Below are 15,496 nucleotides of genomic sequence, written 5' to 3'. Positions count from 1 at the left end.
TCCTGCCCCAAAAAACGGGTGCACGGTTAAAGCAGAACGCCCGCACCGTTTCCGGTGCGGGCGTCCAGCAACAAGCTTGGGCGAAGGAATTACTTCTTGCCGCCGAAGCCCTTGAAGCGAGCGTTGAAGCGCTCGACGCGGCCTGCGGAGTCCATGATGCGCTGCTTGCCCGTGTAGAACGGGTGGGACTCGGACGAGATTTCGACGTCGATGACCGGGTAGGTGTTGCCGTCTTCCCACTCGATGGTCTTGGAGGAAGACACGGTGGAGCGGGTCAGGAACTTCGTGCCGGAGGCCAGGTCGTTGAAGACAACAGCTTCGTACTTCGGGTGGGTATCAGACTTCATAATTGGACCTTTGTTCGCGCAACTGGATTTTGCCAGTTGCCAGGTATGAATGGGATGGCTGGGATCTGTCGGATCAGCCGAAGCTGAAAAAGCAGGACAACCAGCTATCCATCATAGACCAAGCCGAGGGGGCTGACGAACCGGCGCCCCTGTGAAGGTGCAGGTCACCCCCGTGCGCGCAACTCCCAGAACGCCACGGCTGAGGCCGCGGCCACGTTGAGGGAATCCACGCCGTTGCGCATCGGGATTTTGACGGCGAGGTCGACGGCGGCCAGGGTGCCGGCGCTCATGCCTGCACCTTCGGTGCCGAGCACCAGAGCGAGCTTGTCCGGATTGCGGGCTGCCACGGCGTCGACGTCCTCGGCGTCCGGCGTCAGCTCCAGCGCGGCGACCGTGAATCCGTGGTCCTTGAGTACCTGCAGGTCCCCGGGCCAGTCCTGCAGGCGCGCCCAGGGCACCTGGAAGACGGTGCCCATACTGACCCGGACGCTCCGGCGGTAGAGCGGATCGCCGCACCTCGGCGAGACGAGCACCGCGTCAATATCCAAGGCTGCGGCAGAGCGGAAGATAGCGCCCACGTTGGTGTGGTCCACGATGTCCTCCAGCACGGCCACGCGGCGGGCACCGGCGAGGAGCTCCGGCAGGGGCACCGGGGCCGGGCGCTGCATCGCCGCCATCGCGCCGCGGTGGAGGTGGAAGCCGGTGATTTCCTCCAGCAAGGCGGCCGAGCCAATGTACGCGGGAACGTCAGGGTAGGCCTGGAAGACGTCGTCGAGGTCCGCCATCCATTTCTCTGCCAGGAAGAATGAGCGCGGCGCATGGCCTGCCGCCAGCGCGCGGCGGAGCACCCGCGACGATTCGGCGATATACATCCCCTCGGCGGGCTCGCGGAGCTTGCGCAAGTGGACATCGGTCAGCGTGGTGTAGTCGCTTACGCGCGGGTCATCGGCGGATTCGAGGTAGTGGAAGGTCACCCGGTGATTATTTCAGCAGGTTGGCGATCATAACGCCCAGGGCCACGATGCCCAGGCTGAAGATGACCGCCCGGAGGACGCGCGGCGAGAGCTTCCGGCCCACCTTGGATCCCATCAGGCCGCCGATGGTGGAACTGACGGCGATCAGCAGCACCACCAGCCAGTTGATCCGGTCGAAGGCGAAGACCAGGTAGGAGATGGCGGCCACCATGTTCACGCCGAGGACCAGGATGTTCTTCATGGCGTTCGCGTTCTGGATGGTCCCGGTGAGGAACACCCCGAGGATTCCTACCAGCAGGATTCCCTGTGCCGCGACGAAATAGCCACCGTACACGCCGGCCAGGTACACGAGCACCACCAGGAGGATCCCGTGGCGCTTGTCCCGTACGGCGTGTTCGGGATTGGCCTCGCGGTTGCGGACCCAGTCCTGGAGCCTGGGCTGGAAAACCACCATCAGCAGCGCCAATACCAAGAGCACGGGAGCGACATAATGGAAAACCTGTTCGGGCAGGTGCAGCAGCAGCCACGCCCCGGTGATCCCGCCGAGGACCGACGCCGGCAGGAGCCGGAGCACCTGGCGGCCCCGCCCTGCGAGCTCCCGGCGGTAGCCGAACGCACCGGCCGCGGTACCGGCCACGAGGCCCATGGCGTTGCTCATGGAAGCTACAACCGGGGCCACCCCCAGGGCGATGAGGACCGGGAAGGTGACCAGGGTCCCGGAGCCAACTACTGCATTGATGGTGCCGGCCCACAGGCCGGCGACGAACACAATGGTGCTGCTGAAAAATTCCACAACGGTTCGGCAGGCGTGGCTTAGCGGCGTGCTGTAGCTGTGTAACGGCCCGCGTTTTCGGACACATCCAAGGGAAGGCCGAAAGTAGTGCTCAGGTGTTCTTCGGTGAGGACCTCGGTGATGGGGCCGGCGGCCACCACGCCTCCGTCCCGGAGCAACATGGCGTGCGTGAAGCCGGGGGGCACTTCTTCGAGGTGGTGCGTGACCAGGACCATGGCCGGAGCGGCCTCGTCGCGGGCGAGCTCGCCAAGCTTGTGCACCAGTTCTTCACGTCCCCCAAGATCCAGGCCTGCGCCCGGCTCATCCAGCAGCAGCAGCTCGGGATCGGTCATCAGGGCGCGGGCGATCTGGACGCGCTTCCGCTCCCCCTCGGACAGGGTGGCGAAGGTCCGGTTGAGCAGCGGTCCCATGCCCCAGTCGTTCAAAAGCCGGAAGGCGCGCCGTTCGTCGTCGCGCTCGTACCCTTCCCGCCAGCGTCCGGTGACACCGTACGCCGCGGTGACCACCACGTTGAGGACATTCTCATGCTCAGGGATCTGGGTGGCCAAGGCCGCCGATGACAGGCCAATGCGTGGCCGGAGCTCGAAGACGTCCACCCGGCCAAGGACTTCGTCAAGGATGCCGGCCGTGCCGCTGCTGGGGTGGAGCCGTGCTGCGGCAATCTGGAGGAGGGTGGTTTTGCCGGCACCGTTCGGGCCAAGGATGACCCACCGCTCGCCCTCGTTGACCTGCCAGTCGACCTTGTCCAGCAGGGTCTTCTTACCACGGACAACGCTGACGGAGTCCAGTTCCAGAACATCACTCATAGGAATAGACACTAGGACAAAAAAGATGATGACTGATAACCGGCGTGAAGGTCCCCGGGAACCCCCGAAGGCGGGTGCGCAACGAATGCAGGGGACCTTGTTGCCGCTCGATAAGATTGCAGGCATGACTTCGAACGTTACTGCGGTCAGCTATGGCCAAAATTTGACCCCCGACGGGCTGGAGCAGCTGCGTTCCGTCCTTGCTGCACAGGGCGCCGAGGTGCTGTCCGAGAGCGGCCTGGGCGATGACCGCTACCAGGTGTCCCTGGCCGAACTCGCCTTTCCCGACAACACGGCGGCCGGGCTCGCGTCCCTGCGGCGGGCCGTGGCAGAGGCCGCGATCGAGGGTTTTGACACCGCCCTGGTGCCGGCCGGGCTGCGCGCCGCCGAACGGAAGCTGCTGATCATGGACGTCGATTCCACCCTGATCCGGCAGGAGGTTATCGAACTCCTGGCCGCGTACGCCGGCAAGCGGGAAGAAGTGGCCGCCGTGACCGAGGCCGCCATGCGCGGCGAACTGGATTTCGCGCAGTCCCTCCACGCCCGGGTGGCTGTCCTCGCGGGGCTGCCGGCCGACGTCGTCAATTCCGTCCGCCACGAAGTGCAACTCAGCGAAGGGGCCGCCGAACTGGTTGCCGCGTTCAAGGCCGCAGGCCACGTGGTGGCTGTGGTCTCCGGTGGCTTCAACCAGATCCTCGCACCGATCGCCGCGGACCTTGGCCTGGACTACTGGCAGGCCAACGAACTGGAAATCGTGGACGGTGCGCTGACCGGCAAGGTGCTCGGCGCGGTGGTGGACCGGGCCGCGAAGGAGAAGTACCTGCGCGAGTGGGCCGCGGCGGAGGGCATTGCCCTGGAACACACCGTTGCCGTAGGCGATGGCGCCAACGACCTGGACATGCTCGGCGCCGCCGGCATCGGGGTGGCGTTCAACGCCAAGCCGGCCGTCAGGGCGGTAGCGGATGCCGCAGTGAACATGCCTAACCTGGATGCCGTCCGCTACATCGCTGGGGTCTGAGTCCCTGCAAACAACTGATGGGCTCCGCTTGGCGGAGCCCATCAGGGGTTTAAGGGGTACAACAGCGGGCGGCTACTGGACGCCCTTGCCGAAGTAGTCTGCGCCGCCGGCATACTCGGTGTGGCCGGACTCGACGTCGGCCGTTGCCATACCGGCCACAACCTGGGCGAATTCCTCCACGGAGTACAGCTTCCCGGCTTCGGCGCGGCGTGCCTCGATGGCACCTGGCGTGGAGCGGTCCAGGAGCGTGGCGGTGACGGTGCCTTCGATCATGTCCCCGGAGACCACCACGAGGGAGATGCCCTTCTCCGCGAGGTTGGGGATCAGTTCCCGGAGGGCGTCCTCACCGGCGCGCTTGCTGCGGGCAACGGGCTCGTAGGCTTCCATGGTGGGAACGGTGTTGATGAAGTGGGCCTGGTGGCTGGTGACAAACACCACGCGGGAGCCTTCCCGCATGAGAGGCACGGCGGCGTTGAGCATGTTCACCTGCGCGTCGCGGTTCAGTTTGAGCGCGTAGTCCTCCCCCATCCCCGTTTCCATGCCGCCGGAGGCGTTCAGGACCAGGATGTCCAGGGACCCGAAGTTTTCCATGGCCGCGCTGGCCAGCGCCTGCACGCCTTCCTGCGTGGTGAGGTCGGCACCGACGGCTACCGCCCGGCCGCCGTCGGCCTCGATTCCCTGTACCACTTTGTTGGCGCGGGGCGCCTTCTGGCGGTAATTGACGACGACGGCGGCGCCTTCCGAGGCGAGGATCTTGGCTACGTCCGCGCCGATGCCCCGCGATGATCCGGTGACGATGGCCGTCTTGTTGTCCAGCAGTCCCATACGAGCTTCCTTTGTTCGAAACATCCAAATCGTTGTGGCCTGCAGTCCATCATGCCAGCGGCTGTTCCCAATGCCTTTGTCCGACCTCGACAAATAAGGGCCACCGGCCTAGTGCACTGCAGGGCCGTGGGCGGGGCCGGTCAGTGCCCCATGCCCAGGCCGCCGTCCACCGGGATGACGGCCCCGGAGATGTAGGCGGCTTCGTCGCTGGCGATCCAGCGGACCACATTGGCAACCTCTGACGCTTCGGCGAAGCGGCCGGCCGGAATGCTGGCCAGGTAGTCCTTCTGGGTTGCTTCGGGGAGTTCGGCGGTCATGTCGGTATTGATGAAACCGGGGGCCACCACGTTGGCGGTGATGCCGCGTGAACCAAGTTCGCGGGTGAGGGACCGGGCGATGCCCACCAGTCCGGCCTTGGACGCGGAGTAGTTGATCTGGCCCGGAGCGCCATACAGGCCGGACACCGAGGAGATCAGGACGACGCGGCCCTTGCGCAGCCGGATCATCCCTTTGGACGCACGCTTGATGACGCGGAACGCGCCGGTGAGGTTGGTGTCGATCACGGAGGTGAAGTCGTCCTCGCTCATGCGCAGCAGCAGCGTGTCCTTGGTGATGCCGGCATTGGCCACCAGGACTTCGACGGGGCCGTGGGCGGCTTCCACTGCCTTGAAGGCTGCGTCCACGGAGGCCTCGTCGGTCACGTCGGCCTTGACGCCGAGGATTCCCTCCGGCAGCTGCGATTCACTGCGGTAGGTCACGGCCACTTTGTCGCCGTTGGCCAGGAATGCCTGTGCGATTGCCAGGCCGATACCGCGGTTTCCGCCGGTGATCAGGACGCTGCGGGCTGCGGAAACTGCTTCAGTCATAGAGGGCTCCGGTTTTCTGCGGCAGGCTGGGCCGCGGTTGCAGTGAGTGGTTTGGGCTGCCTCCGATCTTAGCGGCAGCCCCGGTACGGGTTTGGGCAGCACTGCCGATGGTGCGAGAATTGAGGGAAGCCTTTGGAGCGTGATTATTCACCGTGACCCTTGAAAACCATGCGGGACATTCCGCGCCCGGAGAACCGGGCCGGTTCTCCGGCGATACCGAGGTACACAGCATTACCGAAGCTGCTGGAGCGCACTCGGAGGACATGCGACAGCGGATGATCAAGTACGCCCTGGCAATGGGCATCCGTATGGTTTGCCTGGTCATGATTTTCGTGGTGGACGGCTGGTTCAAGATCATTGCGGTGGCCGGCGCGGTGTTCCTTCCCTGGGTGGCGGTGGTCATAGCCAACGGCAACGACAAGGCCGAAGGGCACAGCGACCTGCTGATCGATTCCGCGCCCCTGGCGGAGCTCGAAAGCCCGGCTCCCCCGGCCGAGGACGAAGAAGCAGGGAGCGCGGTGCTCCAGGGCGAACTGGTAGCAGACGACGAGGAACAGGGAGAGGAGCGGCAGGCGCCATGAGCCTTTTCGATTTCGCAGCAGGATCGGACATGGCATCGGAGTCAACGGCTCTCTGCTCGCGGAAGGCCTGCAGGTCCGAAGCGTCCTGGCAACTCCTCTGGAACAATCCCAAGATCCACGCTCCCGAGCGGCGGAAGACCTGGCTGGCCTGCGCGGAGCACCGGGTATGGCTTGAGGACTATCTGCAAACGCGGGGACTCTGGAAGGAAACCCTTCCCCTGCAGGCGGACGCGGTCCCCCTGGAGCAGGACATCTGAATGTACCGCTTCCTCTTCTCCAGCAAGTGGCTGGGCTATCTCCTGCTGGCCGCCATCTTTGCCACGGCCTGCGTCTTCCTGGGCCGCTGGCAAATGGACCGCCGCGCCGAAACCATTGCCGAAATCAACAGGGTCGTCAACAACTATTCGGCAACCCCCATCCCTTTCTCCCAGGCGAAGGACCAGTTCGCGCAGCTGGACCCGGCCAAGGAATGGACCCAGGTTGAGCTCAAGGGAACCTACGATGCTGCCGGCCAGCGCGTGGTGAGGAACCGGCCCCTCAACGGCCAACCGGGGTACGAGGTTGTTGTCCCGTTCCGGCTGGACAGCGGCGAAACCGTGGTGATCGACCGGGGTTGGCTGCCCATCGGAAACAAGAATCCCGGCAGTCCGGATTCGGTGCCGGCGCCCCCGGCCGGTGAGGTGACCGCCGTCGTGCGCTTGAAGCACAGCGAGCCCGAGCTGCAGCGCGGGGCACCCACGGGACAATTGGCGTCCATCGACCTGCAAACTTATGCGGCGCAACTGGGCTATCCGGTGTTCACGGGCGCGTACGGCCAGCTGGCCTCGGAAACGCCCGCTGTTGCCGACATGCCCGTGGCGTTCCCCAAGCCGTCCACGGACGAGGGGACGCACCTGTCCTACTCCCTGCAGTGGTTCGCGTTCGGCGTGCTCATGTTCGTCGGCTTTGGCTATGCGGCGCGGCAGCAGGCGCGCAACGCCGCGATTGACGCCGAGGATGAGGAGACGCCCGCCGACGGGGCCGTCCACTCCGCCGTCCCGGCCGCCCGCCGTCGGCCGGCACCAGCGCGGAAGCGCACCAAGGCGACGGCCGAGGAAGAAGAAGACGCCCTCCTGGACGCGCAGGGGTTCTAAGAATGAGCGGGTACGACGCCGGCCCGGTCGCCTTGGTGCGCTCGGCACTGCTCGAAGCAGGGTTACCGGATACGGTGCGGACTTTTGCCGCCGGCGTCCCCACCGCCCTGGCAGCGGCGGAAGCGCTGGGGTGCGACGTTGCGGCCATTACCAACAGCCTGGTTTTTGAGCTGGACGGCCGGCCGCTGCTGATCCTCGCCAGCGGCGCGGCGCGGGTGGACACGAAGCTGGTGTCCGGGCAGCTGGGCCACGGCAGGATCCGCCGGGCCTCCCCCGACTTTGTCCTGGAACACACGGGCCAGCAGGTGGGCGGCGTGGCACCGGTGGGCCACCCCGCGCCCATCAGGAGCCTCCTGGATACCAGCCTGCGGGAACACGAAGTGCTCTGGGCCGGAGCAGGCGACCATAACTCCATGTTCAGCATCACCTACCAGCAGCTGCTCCGCATGACCGCGGCCCGGGAGCTGACCGTCCGCTAGGCCAGGGTGATCAGGTCCAGGTAGTCCTCGTTCCAGAGGTCCTCCACACCGTCCGGGAGCATGACGACGCGTTCGGGGTTGAGGGCCTCCACCGCGCCCTCGTCGTGGCTGACCAGGACGACGGCGCCGGTGTAGTTCCGCAGGGCGCCCAGGATTTCGGCGCGGCTGGCGGGGTCCAGGTTGTTGGTAGGTTCATCGAGGAGCAGGACGTTGGCGCTGGAAGCCACGATGGTGGCCAGGGCCAGGCGGGTCTTCTCTCCGCCGGAGAGGACGCCGGCGGGCTTGTCGACGTCGTCGCCGGAGAACAGGAACGAGCCCAGGATGCCGCGGACCTCGGCGTCCTTCATGTCCGGCGCGGAGGAGCGCATGTTCTCCAGCACGGTGCGGTCGTGGTCCAGGGTTTCGTGTTCCTGGGCGTAGTAGCCCACCTTGAGCCCGTGGCCCGGGATGACCTCGCCGGTGTCCGGTGCGTCCACGCCGGCGAGCATGCGCAGCAGGGTGGTCTTGCCGGCGCCGTTGAGCCCCAGGATGACCACCTTGGAACCGCGGTCGATCGCCAGGTCCACGTCGGTGAAGATTTCCAGCGAACCGTAGGATTTGCTGAGCCCGTCCGCGGTGAGCGGGGTCTTGCCGCAGGGCGACGGATCGGGGAAACGAAGCGCTGCCACGCGGTCCTGCTCGCGGACCGCTTCCAGGCCGCTGAGCAGCCGTTCGGCACGCTTGGCCATGTTCTGCGCGGCGACGGCCTTGGTGGCCTTGGCCCGCATCTTGTTGGCCTGGTCCATGAGGACCTGTGCCTTCTTTTCGGCATTGGCGCGTTCACGCTTGCGGGCGCGCTCATCCGTCTCGCGCTGCTGGAGGTAGCGCTTCCAGTCCATGTTGTAGAAGTCGATCTGGGCACGGTTGGCGTCCAGCAGGAACACCTTGTTGACGGTGGCTTCCAGCAGGTCCGTGTCGTGGCTGATGACGATCAGGCCGCCCTGGTGGTTCTTCAGGAAGTCACGCAGCCAGGCGATGGAGTCGGCGTCGAGGTGGTTGGTGGGCTCGTCCAGCAGCATCGTCTCGGCATCGGAGTACAGGATGCGGGCCAACTCCACGCGGCGCCGCTGCCCGCCGGAGAGCGTCTTCAGCGGCTGGTTCAGCAGGCGGTCGGGGAGTGCGAGGTTGGAACAGATCGACGCCGCTTCAGCCTCGGCCGCGTAGCCGCCCGCGGCCAGGAACTCCGATTCCAGCCGGTCGTAGCGGTTCATGGCCTTCCGCTGGACCTCGGGGTCCTCGCTGGCCATCTCATCGTGCGCCTTGCGGAGTTTGCCGACGACGATATCGAGGCCACGGGCAGAGAGGATCCGGTCCCGGGCCAGCTGTTCCATGTCAGGGGTCCGCGGATCCTGGGGAAGGTAGCCGATTTCGCCGCTGCGGGTGACCTTGCCGGCAGCCGGAAGCCCCTCCCCTGCAAGGACGCGGGTCAGCGTGGTCTTGCCGGCCCCGTTCCGGCCCACCAGTCCGATCTTGTCCCCTTTGTCGATGCGGAAGCTCACCTGGTCCATGAGGAGCCGGGCGCCGGCACGCAGTTCAAGATCCTGGACAGTAATCACAGCAGGTAAGGCCTTTCACAAACAGGGATAAGCCGCGGCCCGGAGCGTCTGTGGTTGGGCGGGGCGGTAAACGGCCGGAGAACGGCACAGTCCAGTCTACCGTCCAGCGGGCCACCGCAATTTCAACGTCCGGGCCAGTGGACTATCGGTGCCGGCATCGGCCGTGGCGTGCGGATGCCGGCTTCCTGCACCCATGGAGAATGGGGTGCATGGAATTTGACCGTCTCCTCCAGGTCCGGCGCATCTATGCCCAGCCTGAAGCTTTGGAGCTGCCCCGTGGCCAGGAGATCGTGGCACGCTGGCCGGATGCGGACGTTGTGCTGGTGGAGAACCATTGGAACATTCCGGACGTGCACGGTGACGAAACGAACGTCCCGCGCTGGTCACGGATCAAGACGGAGGCGCTGGTACTCGGCGTGAAGAAGTCGCTGGCCGTCAAGCCCAATGGGCGTTCGGCGGACTTCATCGCACCCTCGACCGCCAACGGGTGCGCCATGGCGTGCGCCTACTGCTATGTTCCCCGCCACAAGGGCTACAGCAACCCGGTCACCGTGTTCGCCAACATCGGGCAGATCGCCGGAGCCATCGAACGGCATGCCGCCCGCCAGGGGATCAAGCTGGAGCCCAACCAGTGCGACGCTGAGCTCTGGGTCTATGACATCGGAGAAAACAGCGACTGCTCCGTAGACGCCCTGATCAGCGACAACGTGGAAGAGCTGGTCGCGTTGTTCCGCGAACTGCCCAACGCCAAGCTGTCCTTCGCCACGAAGTTCGTCAACCCCGCGATGCTGGAATGGGACCATGGCGGCCACACCAGGATCCGCTTTTCATTGATGCCCGCGGACCTGGCAAAGTCCATCGATGTCCGCACATCGCCGGTTGCCGACAGGATGGCCGCCATCAACGATTTTGTTGCAGCCGGCTACGAAGTGCACGTGAATTTCTCCCCGGTCATCATCACGGATACCTGGCTTGCGGACTGGGAACAACTGCTGCGCCAACTCGACGCAACCCTGACCCCCGAAGCCAAAGCCCAACTGGCGGCGGAGGTCATCTTCCTCACCCATAATGAGCAGCTGCATAAGGTCAACCTTGGCTGGCACCCGCAGGCAGAGGAGGTGCTGTGGCGTCCCGGCCTGCAGGAAGCCAAGGTCTCGTCGAACGGCTTCAGCAACGTCAGGTACCGCGCCCGGGCGAAGGCCGGTTACGTGCGGCAGCTCTCCACACTCGTCGCCGACATAGCGCCGTACTGCCGGATCCGCTACGCGTTCTAGCGGAGGCTGTTGTTCGCCGCGCGGCGTCAGCCCTGGTGATTCTCCGACTGCCGGCGGGCGGCCGCGTCATGGCCGTCCTTGGCTTCTTTGGCCTTGCCAAACGGCAGCACTTTCATCAGCGGGCCCACGACGGCCAGGACCACCAGGCCCCAGGCAAGTCCCAGTACCGCCGAGCACAAAGTGTTGACGAGCCACGCGAGGAGGCCGCCGACGGCTGGAACGGATTCCACCGGGTGCTCCAGGGCGTGGACGAGGTCGTAGGGTGCGTGCCAGCCGAGATCGTGGGCCCCCTGCAGCATGATGTGGCCGCCAACCCACAGCATGGCAATCGTGCCGACGAACGTGATGGCCGCCAGGACGGCCGGCATCCCCCTGACGAGCAGTTCACCGATGCGCTTGGAACGTGACGAGTCCTTGTCCATCAGGTGCAGCCCGATATCGTCCATTTTGACGATGAGGGCCACCGCACCGTAAACCAGCACCGTGATGGCAAACGCCACCAGCACCAGAATGAACGCCCGGACCCAAATGGATTCCGTTGCGACCTCATTCATGGAGATGACCATGATTTCGCAGGACAGGATGAAGTCGGTGGTGATGGCGCCCTTGACCACTTTTGCTTCGGCATCGTGCCCGCGCTCCACGGCCGGAGCCTCCCCGGCGTCATGATGGCCGCCACGGAACTTGTGCCAGACCTTCTCCGCTCCTTCATAGCAGAGGTAGGTACCGCCGAGCATGAGGATGAAGGGGATGATCCCGGGAACGAACGCACTGATGAGCAGCAGGGCCGGGAGGATGATCAAGAGCTTGTTGCGAATCGAGCCCCAGAAGATCTTTTTGATCATTGGCAGTTCCCGGGCCGGGTCCGCACCTGAGACGTACTGCGGGGTGACGGCGGCGTCGTCGATGACCACGCCCGCGGCCTTGGCTCCGGCCTTTGCGGCGCCGGCCGCGACGTCGTCCACCGAGGCGGCCGCGATCCGGGCCAGCGCTGCCACGTCGTCGAGCAGGGCGACGAGACCGCCGCTCACAGCCGGCCTCCGCGCAGTGTGCTATTGCGGCGGTGGGGATTTGGGGCAGGGTGCGTGATGGGCATGTTCGGAGTATATTGCAGGCCGCCGGGCGTCCTCAGCCCTTCTGCAGTTCCTCGGCGAACATCACAATGATTCCGCTGGGGCCGCGCACATAGGAGAGTTTGTAGACGTCGCCATACGTTGCGACGCCGCGCAGCGGGTGGCAGCCGTGCCTGGCAGCAATGCCAAGGGCATCCTCGATGCTGTCAACGGAGAAGGCCACTCGATGCATGCCGATTTCGTTGGGCAGGGTGGGCTCTGTGGGGATTGCATCGGGGTGGATGTATTCGAACAGTTCGAGGCGGCCGTTGCCGTCCGGGGTCTGGAGGAGGGCAATTTTGGCGTGGTTGCCGTCCAGGCCCACAGCCGTGTCTGCCCAGTCGCCGCTGACCGTGTCCCGGCCCAGGACGGTGAGGCCGAGGTCGGTGAAGAACGCGATTGTTGCTTCCAGATCGCTGACGGCGATGCCGACGTTTTCAAGTTTGATGGGCATACGGCACAGGGTACCAAGCAGGCGCTTCCCGCAAACCCCTCTGTTTTGGTGCGCAGTCTGCTGCCTGAGTCCCGCTCATGGCGGCAGACAGATGTGCCGACATGTCGTGTGACAGTGCGAGGTGAGGGCCGTCACGCGACGCCGAGTGCATGGATGCGCGAGGATCTCACCGATCTCAAAGGCGTACGCCGCCGACACCGCATCGGCCCGATCGGCGTGCCGAGATGCGAAAGATTCACCCACCTATTCCAGGAGCTGGCACCGCTGGGACAGTCCTTAAACCGGCGTAACCAGTATTCGGCTGGGTTGGGGTCGTCCAGTGGTCGAGCGATTGTCCGGCTGGAAGTCAGTGGCGAAGCCACAGCGTACCCGGGCGGGACGCCTCGGCAATGCGGCAGCGCCCAGCCCAGTTGCGGACCGCCGCTGGGATCTTGACCTCATACTTGCATCTTGCAACTATGAGCCGCATGAGCCTCTTCATCACCTGCCCGGTTGACAGCGTTGAACGCGCAACCGCTTTCTACACCGCACTGGGCTGGACTCTCCAACCGGAAATGTCCAATCAGAACGTGTCATGTTTCGCGATCGCACCAGAGCAGTTCGTCATGCTCGGCAGCCGCGAGATGTATGCGAGCGTCGGCGGCGCCGAGGAGCTGGTAGGCGGACCCGATACGCCGTCAAAGGTCACTGTCTCGTTTGATGTCGGGAGCCGTGAGGCGGTCGATGAGCTCGTTGAGCGCGCCGGTGCCGCCGGCGGGCGGATCGGTGATACCGACGACTACCCCTTCATGTACCAGCGCCAGTTCGACGATCCTGACGGTTACCACTACTCGCCGTTTTGGATGAAACCGGACGCCGATCCGGCCGAGTGAGTGATCCGCCGCGGCCCGGCGTGGCGCGGGATCTTCCCTGCAGGCGAACTGACACTGATGAGCATCCATCTGATCTCAGCTTCAGCTAATACTGGTCCCGTTCAGACCATCTACGAACCCGTGGGCCCTGGCAGCACAGTCGGGATGTATTCAACCAGCTGGATGCGTCCATCGAAGGTCCGGCTGCCGATCATGTCGAGGGCGACGTCGGGGTACCCGTCGTAGATCCTCTCTCGGCCGGTGCTCCCGGTGATGACGGGGAAGACGACCACGCGGAAGCGGTCCACGAGACCTGCCTTCAGTAGCGACCGGCACAGCCTGAGGCTGCCTATCGTGCGCATTGACGTCGTCCCGGCTGCCTTCATCTCTCGCACGGCCTCAACGGCGTCCCGCGCGACGAGTTGAGCGTTCGCCCACGCGAGGGGTTCGCGCAATGTCTTCGAGAACACGATCGTCGACAGACCGGCCAGGGGTTCGGTACCGGGTTCGCCGGCAGCGGAGAGGCCTGACATGACGCGGTACGTCGTTGCCCCCATCAGCACGGTGTAGTCGACTTCGGGGGTATCTCCGAGCCATGCCAGGTATTCGGGCCCTTCAAGTCCCCACCAGCCCGGCCAACCGTCCGCAGCGGCGTAGCCGTCGAGCGAGGTGATGAAGTCGATGAGGAGTTCGGGCATCGTCGGGTCCTTGTCCGAGAATTTCAGCTGGTGCGTTCATCCTCTCTCCGATGTAAGGCGGCTACAACGCCTGCTTGCCTGCCCGAATGCCGGAAGCGTTCGCCATCCCCGAAACCGACGTTCGGGCAGCAGGTCAGCCCGCCAGGACAATGACCTTGCCGGGCACGCGGCCAACGCTCGCCTCCGCGTGGAGGGCAGGCAGTTCCGCGAGGGGAATGCGTCGGGTGACTTCGACGGTGAGTTGCCCGTCGTCGACCAGGGATACCAACTCTGAGAGGCGTTCGCGGTTGGGACGGACGTAGACGGTGGCAGCACGCACACCACGCGTCTCGTCGCCCGGCGTCTGCATGAATGCCGTGGTGCTGACCACCGCGCCGCCATCGCGTACCAGGGCCACCAGCGCGGCAAATTGCTCCGGCTCGATCGGAGCCAGGTTGAGCAGCACATCCACCTGCCCGTCGACGGCGCCGAGCAGGTCGGCGGCCGTATGGTCGATGACCTCATCCGCGCCTGCCGCACGGACAGCGTCGATACTGCGTGGACTTGCGGTTGCCACCACGTGCACGCCGGCGCGCTTCGCGAGTTGGATGGCGTATTTGCCCACCACACCGCCCGCCCCGACAATGAGCAGCCGCTGTCCCGCCTCCAGCTGCCCCTCGTCAACGAGGGCTTGCCAGGCCGTCAATGCCACTGAAGGCAGCGCCGCTGCATCAGCCAGTGGAATGGTCGCCGGGGCGGCCACGACCGCATCGGCGGGGGCAATGACGTAGTCCGCGGCGCCGCCGTCCTGTTCCATGGGCAGGAACCCGATGACCGGATCGCCTGCCGAAATACCCTCGACGCCTTTGCCTACCGCATCGACGATGCCGGATACGTCATAGCCGGGAACGTGCGGCAGCACCACCGGGATCGGCAGGAATCCCGCCCGCATTCCGTTATCGGCCGCATTGAAGGCGGACGCGGCTACACGCAGCCGGACCTCTCCTGCGGCCGGCACCGGCTGCTCGATCTCCGTGAGCTGAAGCACCTCGGGGCCGCCTACCTCGTGAAACTGCACTGCCTTCATGATTGTCCCCTCAGTTGATGCTTCGAATTTGAAGCAATGGAATGAAGGTAGCATTGCTTCGAACTCGAATCAACCCCTAGGATGGAACCATGGACGAAGCACCCTCGAACCTGACCCCCACCCAGCTCGGGGCGTATTTCGCGTTCACGGAGGTCAGCAGCCTGCTCCGCCACGCAGTGGAGAAACAGCTCCGCGATGCCGGTGACCTCAGCTACGTCCAGTTCCAGCTCCTGGCCCGCCTCGGAGACGCCCCGGACGGGCAGCTGCGCATGACGGACCTCGCCGACGGCGTTGTCTACAGCCGCAGCGGGCTGACCTACCAGGCGCAATCGCTCGAACAGCGCGGCCTCGTCTCCCGCTCCCCCTCCCCCGAGGACGAACGCAGCACCGTCCTGACACTCACCGACGCCGGCCGCACCGTACTCGGGGCCGTGTTCCCCGGCCATATCAACGCCGTGCGGAGCTTGCTGTTCGCGGCCCTGTCAGACAGCGACGTTGACGACCTCGCGCGCATCCTCGGCCGGGCATCCGCGCACCTCCGCGCAGCTCCGCCGCGCTCAGCCGCACCCCGCCGTCGGAAGGCAACCTAGGAGCCAATTTGTGCCCAGCCCAACGCAGCCCGCA

At 65.3% G+C, this 15,496-nt stretch carries 19 protein-coding genes; 8 read left to right on the top strand and 11 right to left on the bottom strand.

The genetic code is table 11. From position 1 onward, the window contains the following. Positions 1-89 precede the first annotated feature (89 nt). The 4 genes from AC4EEV_RS00935 to AC4EEV_RS00920 form a co-directional block, all read right to left on the bottom strand. Positions 90-347, bottom strand: a complete 258-nt coding sequence (locus AC4EEV_RS00935; protein ID WP_018761303.1) for a type B 50S ribosomal protein L31 — start codon at positions 345-347, stop codon at positions 90-92. A 164-nt stretch (positions 348-511) separates the two neighbouring features. Continuing rightward, a complete protein-coding gene (locus tag AC4EEV_RS00930; RefSeq protein WP_018761302.1) occupies positions 512-1,321 on the bottom strand; it encodes a TrmH family RNA methyltransferase in 810 nt (269 codons plus the stop codon). Positions 1,322-1,328: 7 nt separating this feature from the next. Next, positions 1,329-2,114 carry a sulfite exporter TauE/SafE family protein gene (locus AC4EEV_RS00925; protein WP_109044609.1) on the bottom strand — a complete coding sequence of 262 codons (786 nt, stop codon included), beginning with the start codon at positions 2,112-2,114 and terminating at the stop codon, positions 1,329-1,331. A 20-nt stretch (positions 2,115-2,134) separates the two neighbouring features. Continuing rightward, positions 2,135-2,920 carry an ABC transporter ATP-binding protein gene (locus AC4EEV_RS00920; RefSeq protein ID WP_018761300.1) on the bottom strand — a complete coding sequence of 262 codons (786 nt, stop codon included), beginning with the start codon at positions 2,918-2,920 and terminating at the stop codon, positions 2,135-2,137. A 124-nt stretch (positions 2,921-3,044) separates the two neighbouring features. Between AC4EEV_RS00920 and serB the strand changes: the two genes are divergently transcribed. Continuing rightward, on the top strand, positions 3,045-3,938 hold the full coding sequence (serB, locus tag AC4EEV_RS00915; RefSeq protein ID WP_491329940.1) for a phosphoserine phosphatase SerB: 894 nt from the start codon (positions 3,045-3,047) through the stop codon (positions 3,936-3,938). A gap of 72 nt (positions 3,939-4,010) precedes the next feature. Here serB and AC4EEV_RS00910 read toward each other — a convergent pair whose 3' ends face one another. Then, on the bottom strand, positions 4,011-4,763 hold the full coding sequence (locus tag AC4EEV_RS00910; RefSeq protein WP_109044610.1) for an SDR family oxidoreductase: 753 nt from the start codon (positions 4,761-4,763) through the stop codon (positions 4,011-4,013). Positions 4,764-4,903: 140 nt separating this feature from the next. Next, positions 4,904-5,629: a beta-ketoacyl-ACP reductase gene (locus AC4EEV_RS00905; protein ID WP_018761297.1), complete on the bottom strand. Its 726-nt coding sequence runs from the start codon at positions 5,627-5,629 to the stop codon at positions 4,904-4,906. A gap of 152 nt (positions 5,630-5,781) precedes the next feature. On the opposite strand from AC4EEV_RS00905, the gene AC4EEV_RS00900 reads away from it, so the two are divergent. Genes AC4EEV_RS00900 through AC4EEV_RS00885 form a run of 4 tightly spaced genes read left to right on the top strand, consistent with a single transcriptional unit; the run spans position 5,782 to position 7,822 of the window. Then, the gene (locus AC4EEV_RS00900; RefSeq protein WP_018761296.1) at positions 5,782-6,210 is read left to right on the top strand and encodes a DUF3099 domain-containing protein; all 429 of its coding nucleotides are present in this window, start codon (positions 5,782-5,784) and stop codon (positions 6,208-6,210) included. Then, positions 6,207-6,467, top strand: coding sequence for a hypothetical protein (locus AC4EEV_RS00895; protein ID WP_018761295.1), 261 nt, complete (start codon positions 6,207-6,209; stop codon positions 6,465-6,467). Before AC4EEV_RS00900 ends, AC4EEV_RS00895 begins: the two co-directional genes overlap by 4 nt. Further along, a complete protein-coding gene (locus AC4EEV_RS00890) occupies positions 6,468-7,343 on the top strand; it encodes an SURF1 family cytochrome oxidase biogenesis protein (protein WP_491329939.1) in 876 nt (291 codons plus the stop codon). It abuts the gene before it with no gap. A gap of 2 nt (positions 7,344-7,345) precedes the next feature. After that, on the top strand, positions 7,346-7,822 hold the full coding sequence (locus AC4EEV_RS00885) for a YbaK/EbsC family protein (RefSeq protein ID WP_491329938.1): 477 nt from the start codon (positions 7,346-7,348) through the stop codon (positions 7,820-7,822). Here AC4EEV_RS00885 and AC4EEV_RS00880 read toward each other — a convergent pair. Continuing rightward, positions 7,819-9,417: an ABC-F family ATP-binding cassette domain-containing protein gene (locus AC4EEV_RS00880; RefSeq protein ID WP_018761292.1), complete on the bottom strand. Its 1,599-nt coding sequence runs from the start codon at positions 9,415-9,417 to the stop codon at positions 7,819-7,821. The genes AC4EEV_RS00885 and AC4EEV_RS00880 overlap by 4 nt on opposite strands. A gap of 209 nt (positions 9,418-9,626) precedes the next feature. On the opposite strand from AC4EEV_RS00880, the gene AC4EEV_RS00875 reads away from it, so the two are divergent. Beyond that, positions 9,627-10,691 carry a spore photoproduct lyase family protein gene (locus tag AC4EEV_RS00875; protein WP_018761291.1) on the top strand — a complete coding sequence of 355 codons (1,065 nt, stop codon included), beginning with the start codon at positions 9,627-9,629 and terminating at the stop codon, positions 10,689-10,691. A 26-nt stretch (positions 10,692-10,717) separates the two neighbouring features. On the opposite strand, the gene AC4EEV_RS00870 is transcribed toward AC4EEV_RS00875, so the two are convergent. Both AC4EEV_RS00870 and AC4EEV_RS00865 read right to left on the bottom strand, forming a co-directional pair. Next, the gene (locus tag AC4EEV_RS00870) at positions 10,718-11,722 is read right to left on the bottom strand and encodes a DUF808 domain-containing protein (RefSeq protein ID WP_018761290.1); all 1,005 of its coding nucleotides are present in this window, start codon (positions 11,720-11,722) and stop codon (positions 10,718-10,720) included. A gap of 97 nt (positions 11,723-11,819) precedes the next feature. Then, on the bottom strand, positions 11,820-12,257 hold the full coding sequence (locus AC4EEV_RS00865; RefSeq protein WP_018761289.1) for a VOC family protein: 438 nt from the start codon (positions 12,255-12,257) through the stop codon (positions 11,820-11,822). A 467-nt stretch (positions 12,258-12,724) separates the two neighbouring features. Here AC4EEV_RS00865 and AC4EEV_RS00860 point away from each other — a divergent pair, with 467 nt between their 5' ends. Beyond that, positions 12,725-13,129: a VOC family protein gene (locus AC4EEV_RS00860; protein ID WP_491329937.1), complete on the top strand. Its 405-nt coding sequence runs from the start codon at positions 12,725-12,727 to the stop codon at positions 13,127-13,129. Between the two features lie 110 nt (positions 13,130-13,239). Here the strand turns inward: AC4EEV_RS00860 and AC4EEV_RS00855 are convergent, their stop codons facing one another. Both AC4EEV_RS00855 and AC4EEV_RS00850 read right to left on the bottom strand, forming a co-directional pair. Next, positions 13,240-13,806: a dihydrofolate reductase family protein gene (locus tag AC4EEV_RS00855; protein WP_491329936.1), complete on the bottom strand. Its 567-nt coding sequence runs from the start codon at positions 13,804-13,806 to the stop codon at positions 13,240-13,242. 133 nt (positions 13,807-13,939) lie between these two features. Then, the gene (locus AC4EEV_RS00850) at positions 13,940-14,872 is read right to left on the bottom strand and encodes an NADP-dependent oxidoreductase (RefSeq protein WP_491329935.1); all 933 of its coding nucleotides are present in this window, start codon (positions 14,870-14,872) and stop codon (positions 13,940-13,942) included. Between the two features lie 89 nt (positions 14,873-14,961). Here AC4EEV_RS00850 and AC4EEV_RS00845 point away from each other — a divergent pair, with 89 nt between their 5' ends. Then, positions 14,962-15,462: a MarR family winged helix-turn-helix transcriptional regulator gene (locus AC4EEV_RS00845; protein ID WP_109044617.1), complete on the top strand. Its 501-nt coding sequence runs from the start codon at positions 14,962-14,964 to the stop codon at positions 15,460-15,462. Positions 15,463-15,496: the final 34 nt, after the last annotated feature.

This window comes from Pseudarthrobacter sp. MOO14 (assembly GCF_058267675.1).
The sequence above is the reverse complement of the archived record's forward strand: the minus strand, read 5'-3'. Positions and strand labels throughout refer to the sequence as shown.

Excerpts from the sequence above, each read along its gene's own strand:
- AC4EEV_RS00935 (WP_018761303.1), bottom strand. The coding sequence starts at position 347 with ATGAAGTCTGATACCCACCCGAAGTACGAAGCTGTTGTCTTCAACGAC.
- AC4EEV_RS00920 (WP_018761300.1), bottom strand. The coding sequence starts at position 2,920 with ATGAGTGATGTTCTGGAACTGGACTCCGTCAGCGTTGTCCGTGGTAAG.
- serB (WP_491329940.1), top strand. The coding sequence starts at position 3,045 with ATGACTTCGAACGTTACTGCGGTCAGCTATGGCCAAAATTTGACCCCC.
- AC4EEV_RS00910 (WP_109044610.1), bottom strand. The coding sequence starts at position 4,763 with ATGGGACTGCTGGACAACAAGACGGCCATCGTCACCGGATCATCGCGG.
- AC4EEV_RS00905 (WP_018761297.1), bottom strand. The coding sequence starts at position 5,629 with ATGACTGAAGCAGTTTCCGCAGCCCGCAGCGTCCTGATCACCGGCGGA.
- AC4EEV_RS00895 (WP_018761295.1), top strand. The coding sequence starts at position 6,207 with ATGAGCCTTTTCGATTTCGCAGCAGGATCGGACATGGCATCGGAGTCA.
- AC4EEV_RS00890 (WP_491329939.1), top strand. The coding sequence starts at position 6,468 with ATGTACCGCTTCCTCTTCTCCAGCAAGTGGCTGGGCTATCTCCTGCTG.
- AC4EEV_RS00885 (WP_491329938.1), top strand. The coding sequence starts at position 7,346 with ATGAGCGGGTACGACGCCGGCCCGGTCGCCTTGGTGCGCTCGGCACTG.
- AC4EEV_RS00875 (WP_018761291.1), top strand. The coding sequence starts at position 9,627 with ATGGAATTTGACCGTCTCCTCCAGGTCCGGCGCATCTATGCCCAGCCT.
- AC4EEV_RS00865 (WP_018761289.1), bottom strand. The coding sequence starts at position 12,257 with ATGCCCATCAAACTTGAAAACGTCGGCATCGCCGTCAGCGATCTGGAA.
- AC4EEV_RS00860 (WP_491329937.1), top strand. The coding sequence starts at position 12,725 with ATGAGCCTCTTCATCACCTGCCCGGTTGACAGCGTTGAACGCGCAACC.
- AC4EEV_RS00855 (WP_491329936.1), bottom strand. The coding sequence starts at position 13,806 with ATGCCCGAACTCCTCATCGACTTCATCACCTCGCTCGACGGCTACGCC.
- AC4EEV_RS00850 (WP_491329935.1), bottom strand. The coding sequence starts at position 14,872 with ATGAAGGCAGTGCAGTTTCACGAGGTAGGCGGCCCCGAGGTGCTTCAG.
- AC4EEV_RS00845 (WP_109044617.1), top strand. The coding sequence starts at position 14,962 with ATGGACGAAGCACCCTCGAACCTGACCCCCACCCAGCTCGGGGCGTAT.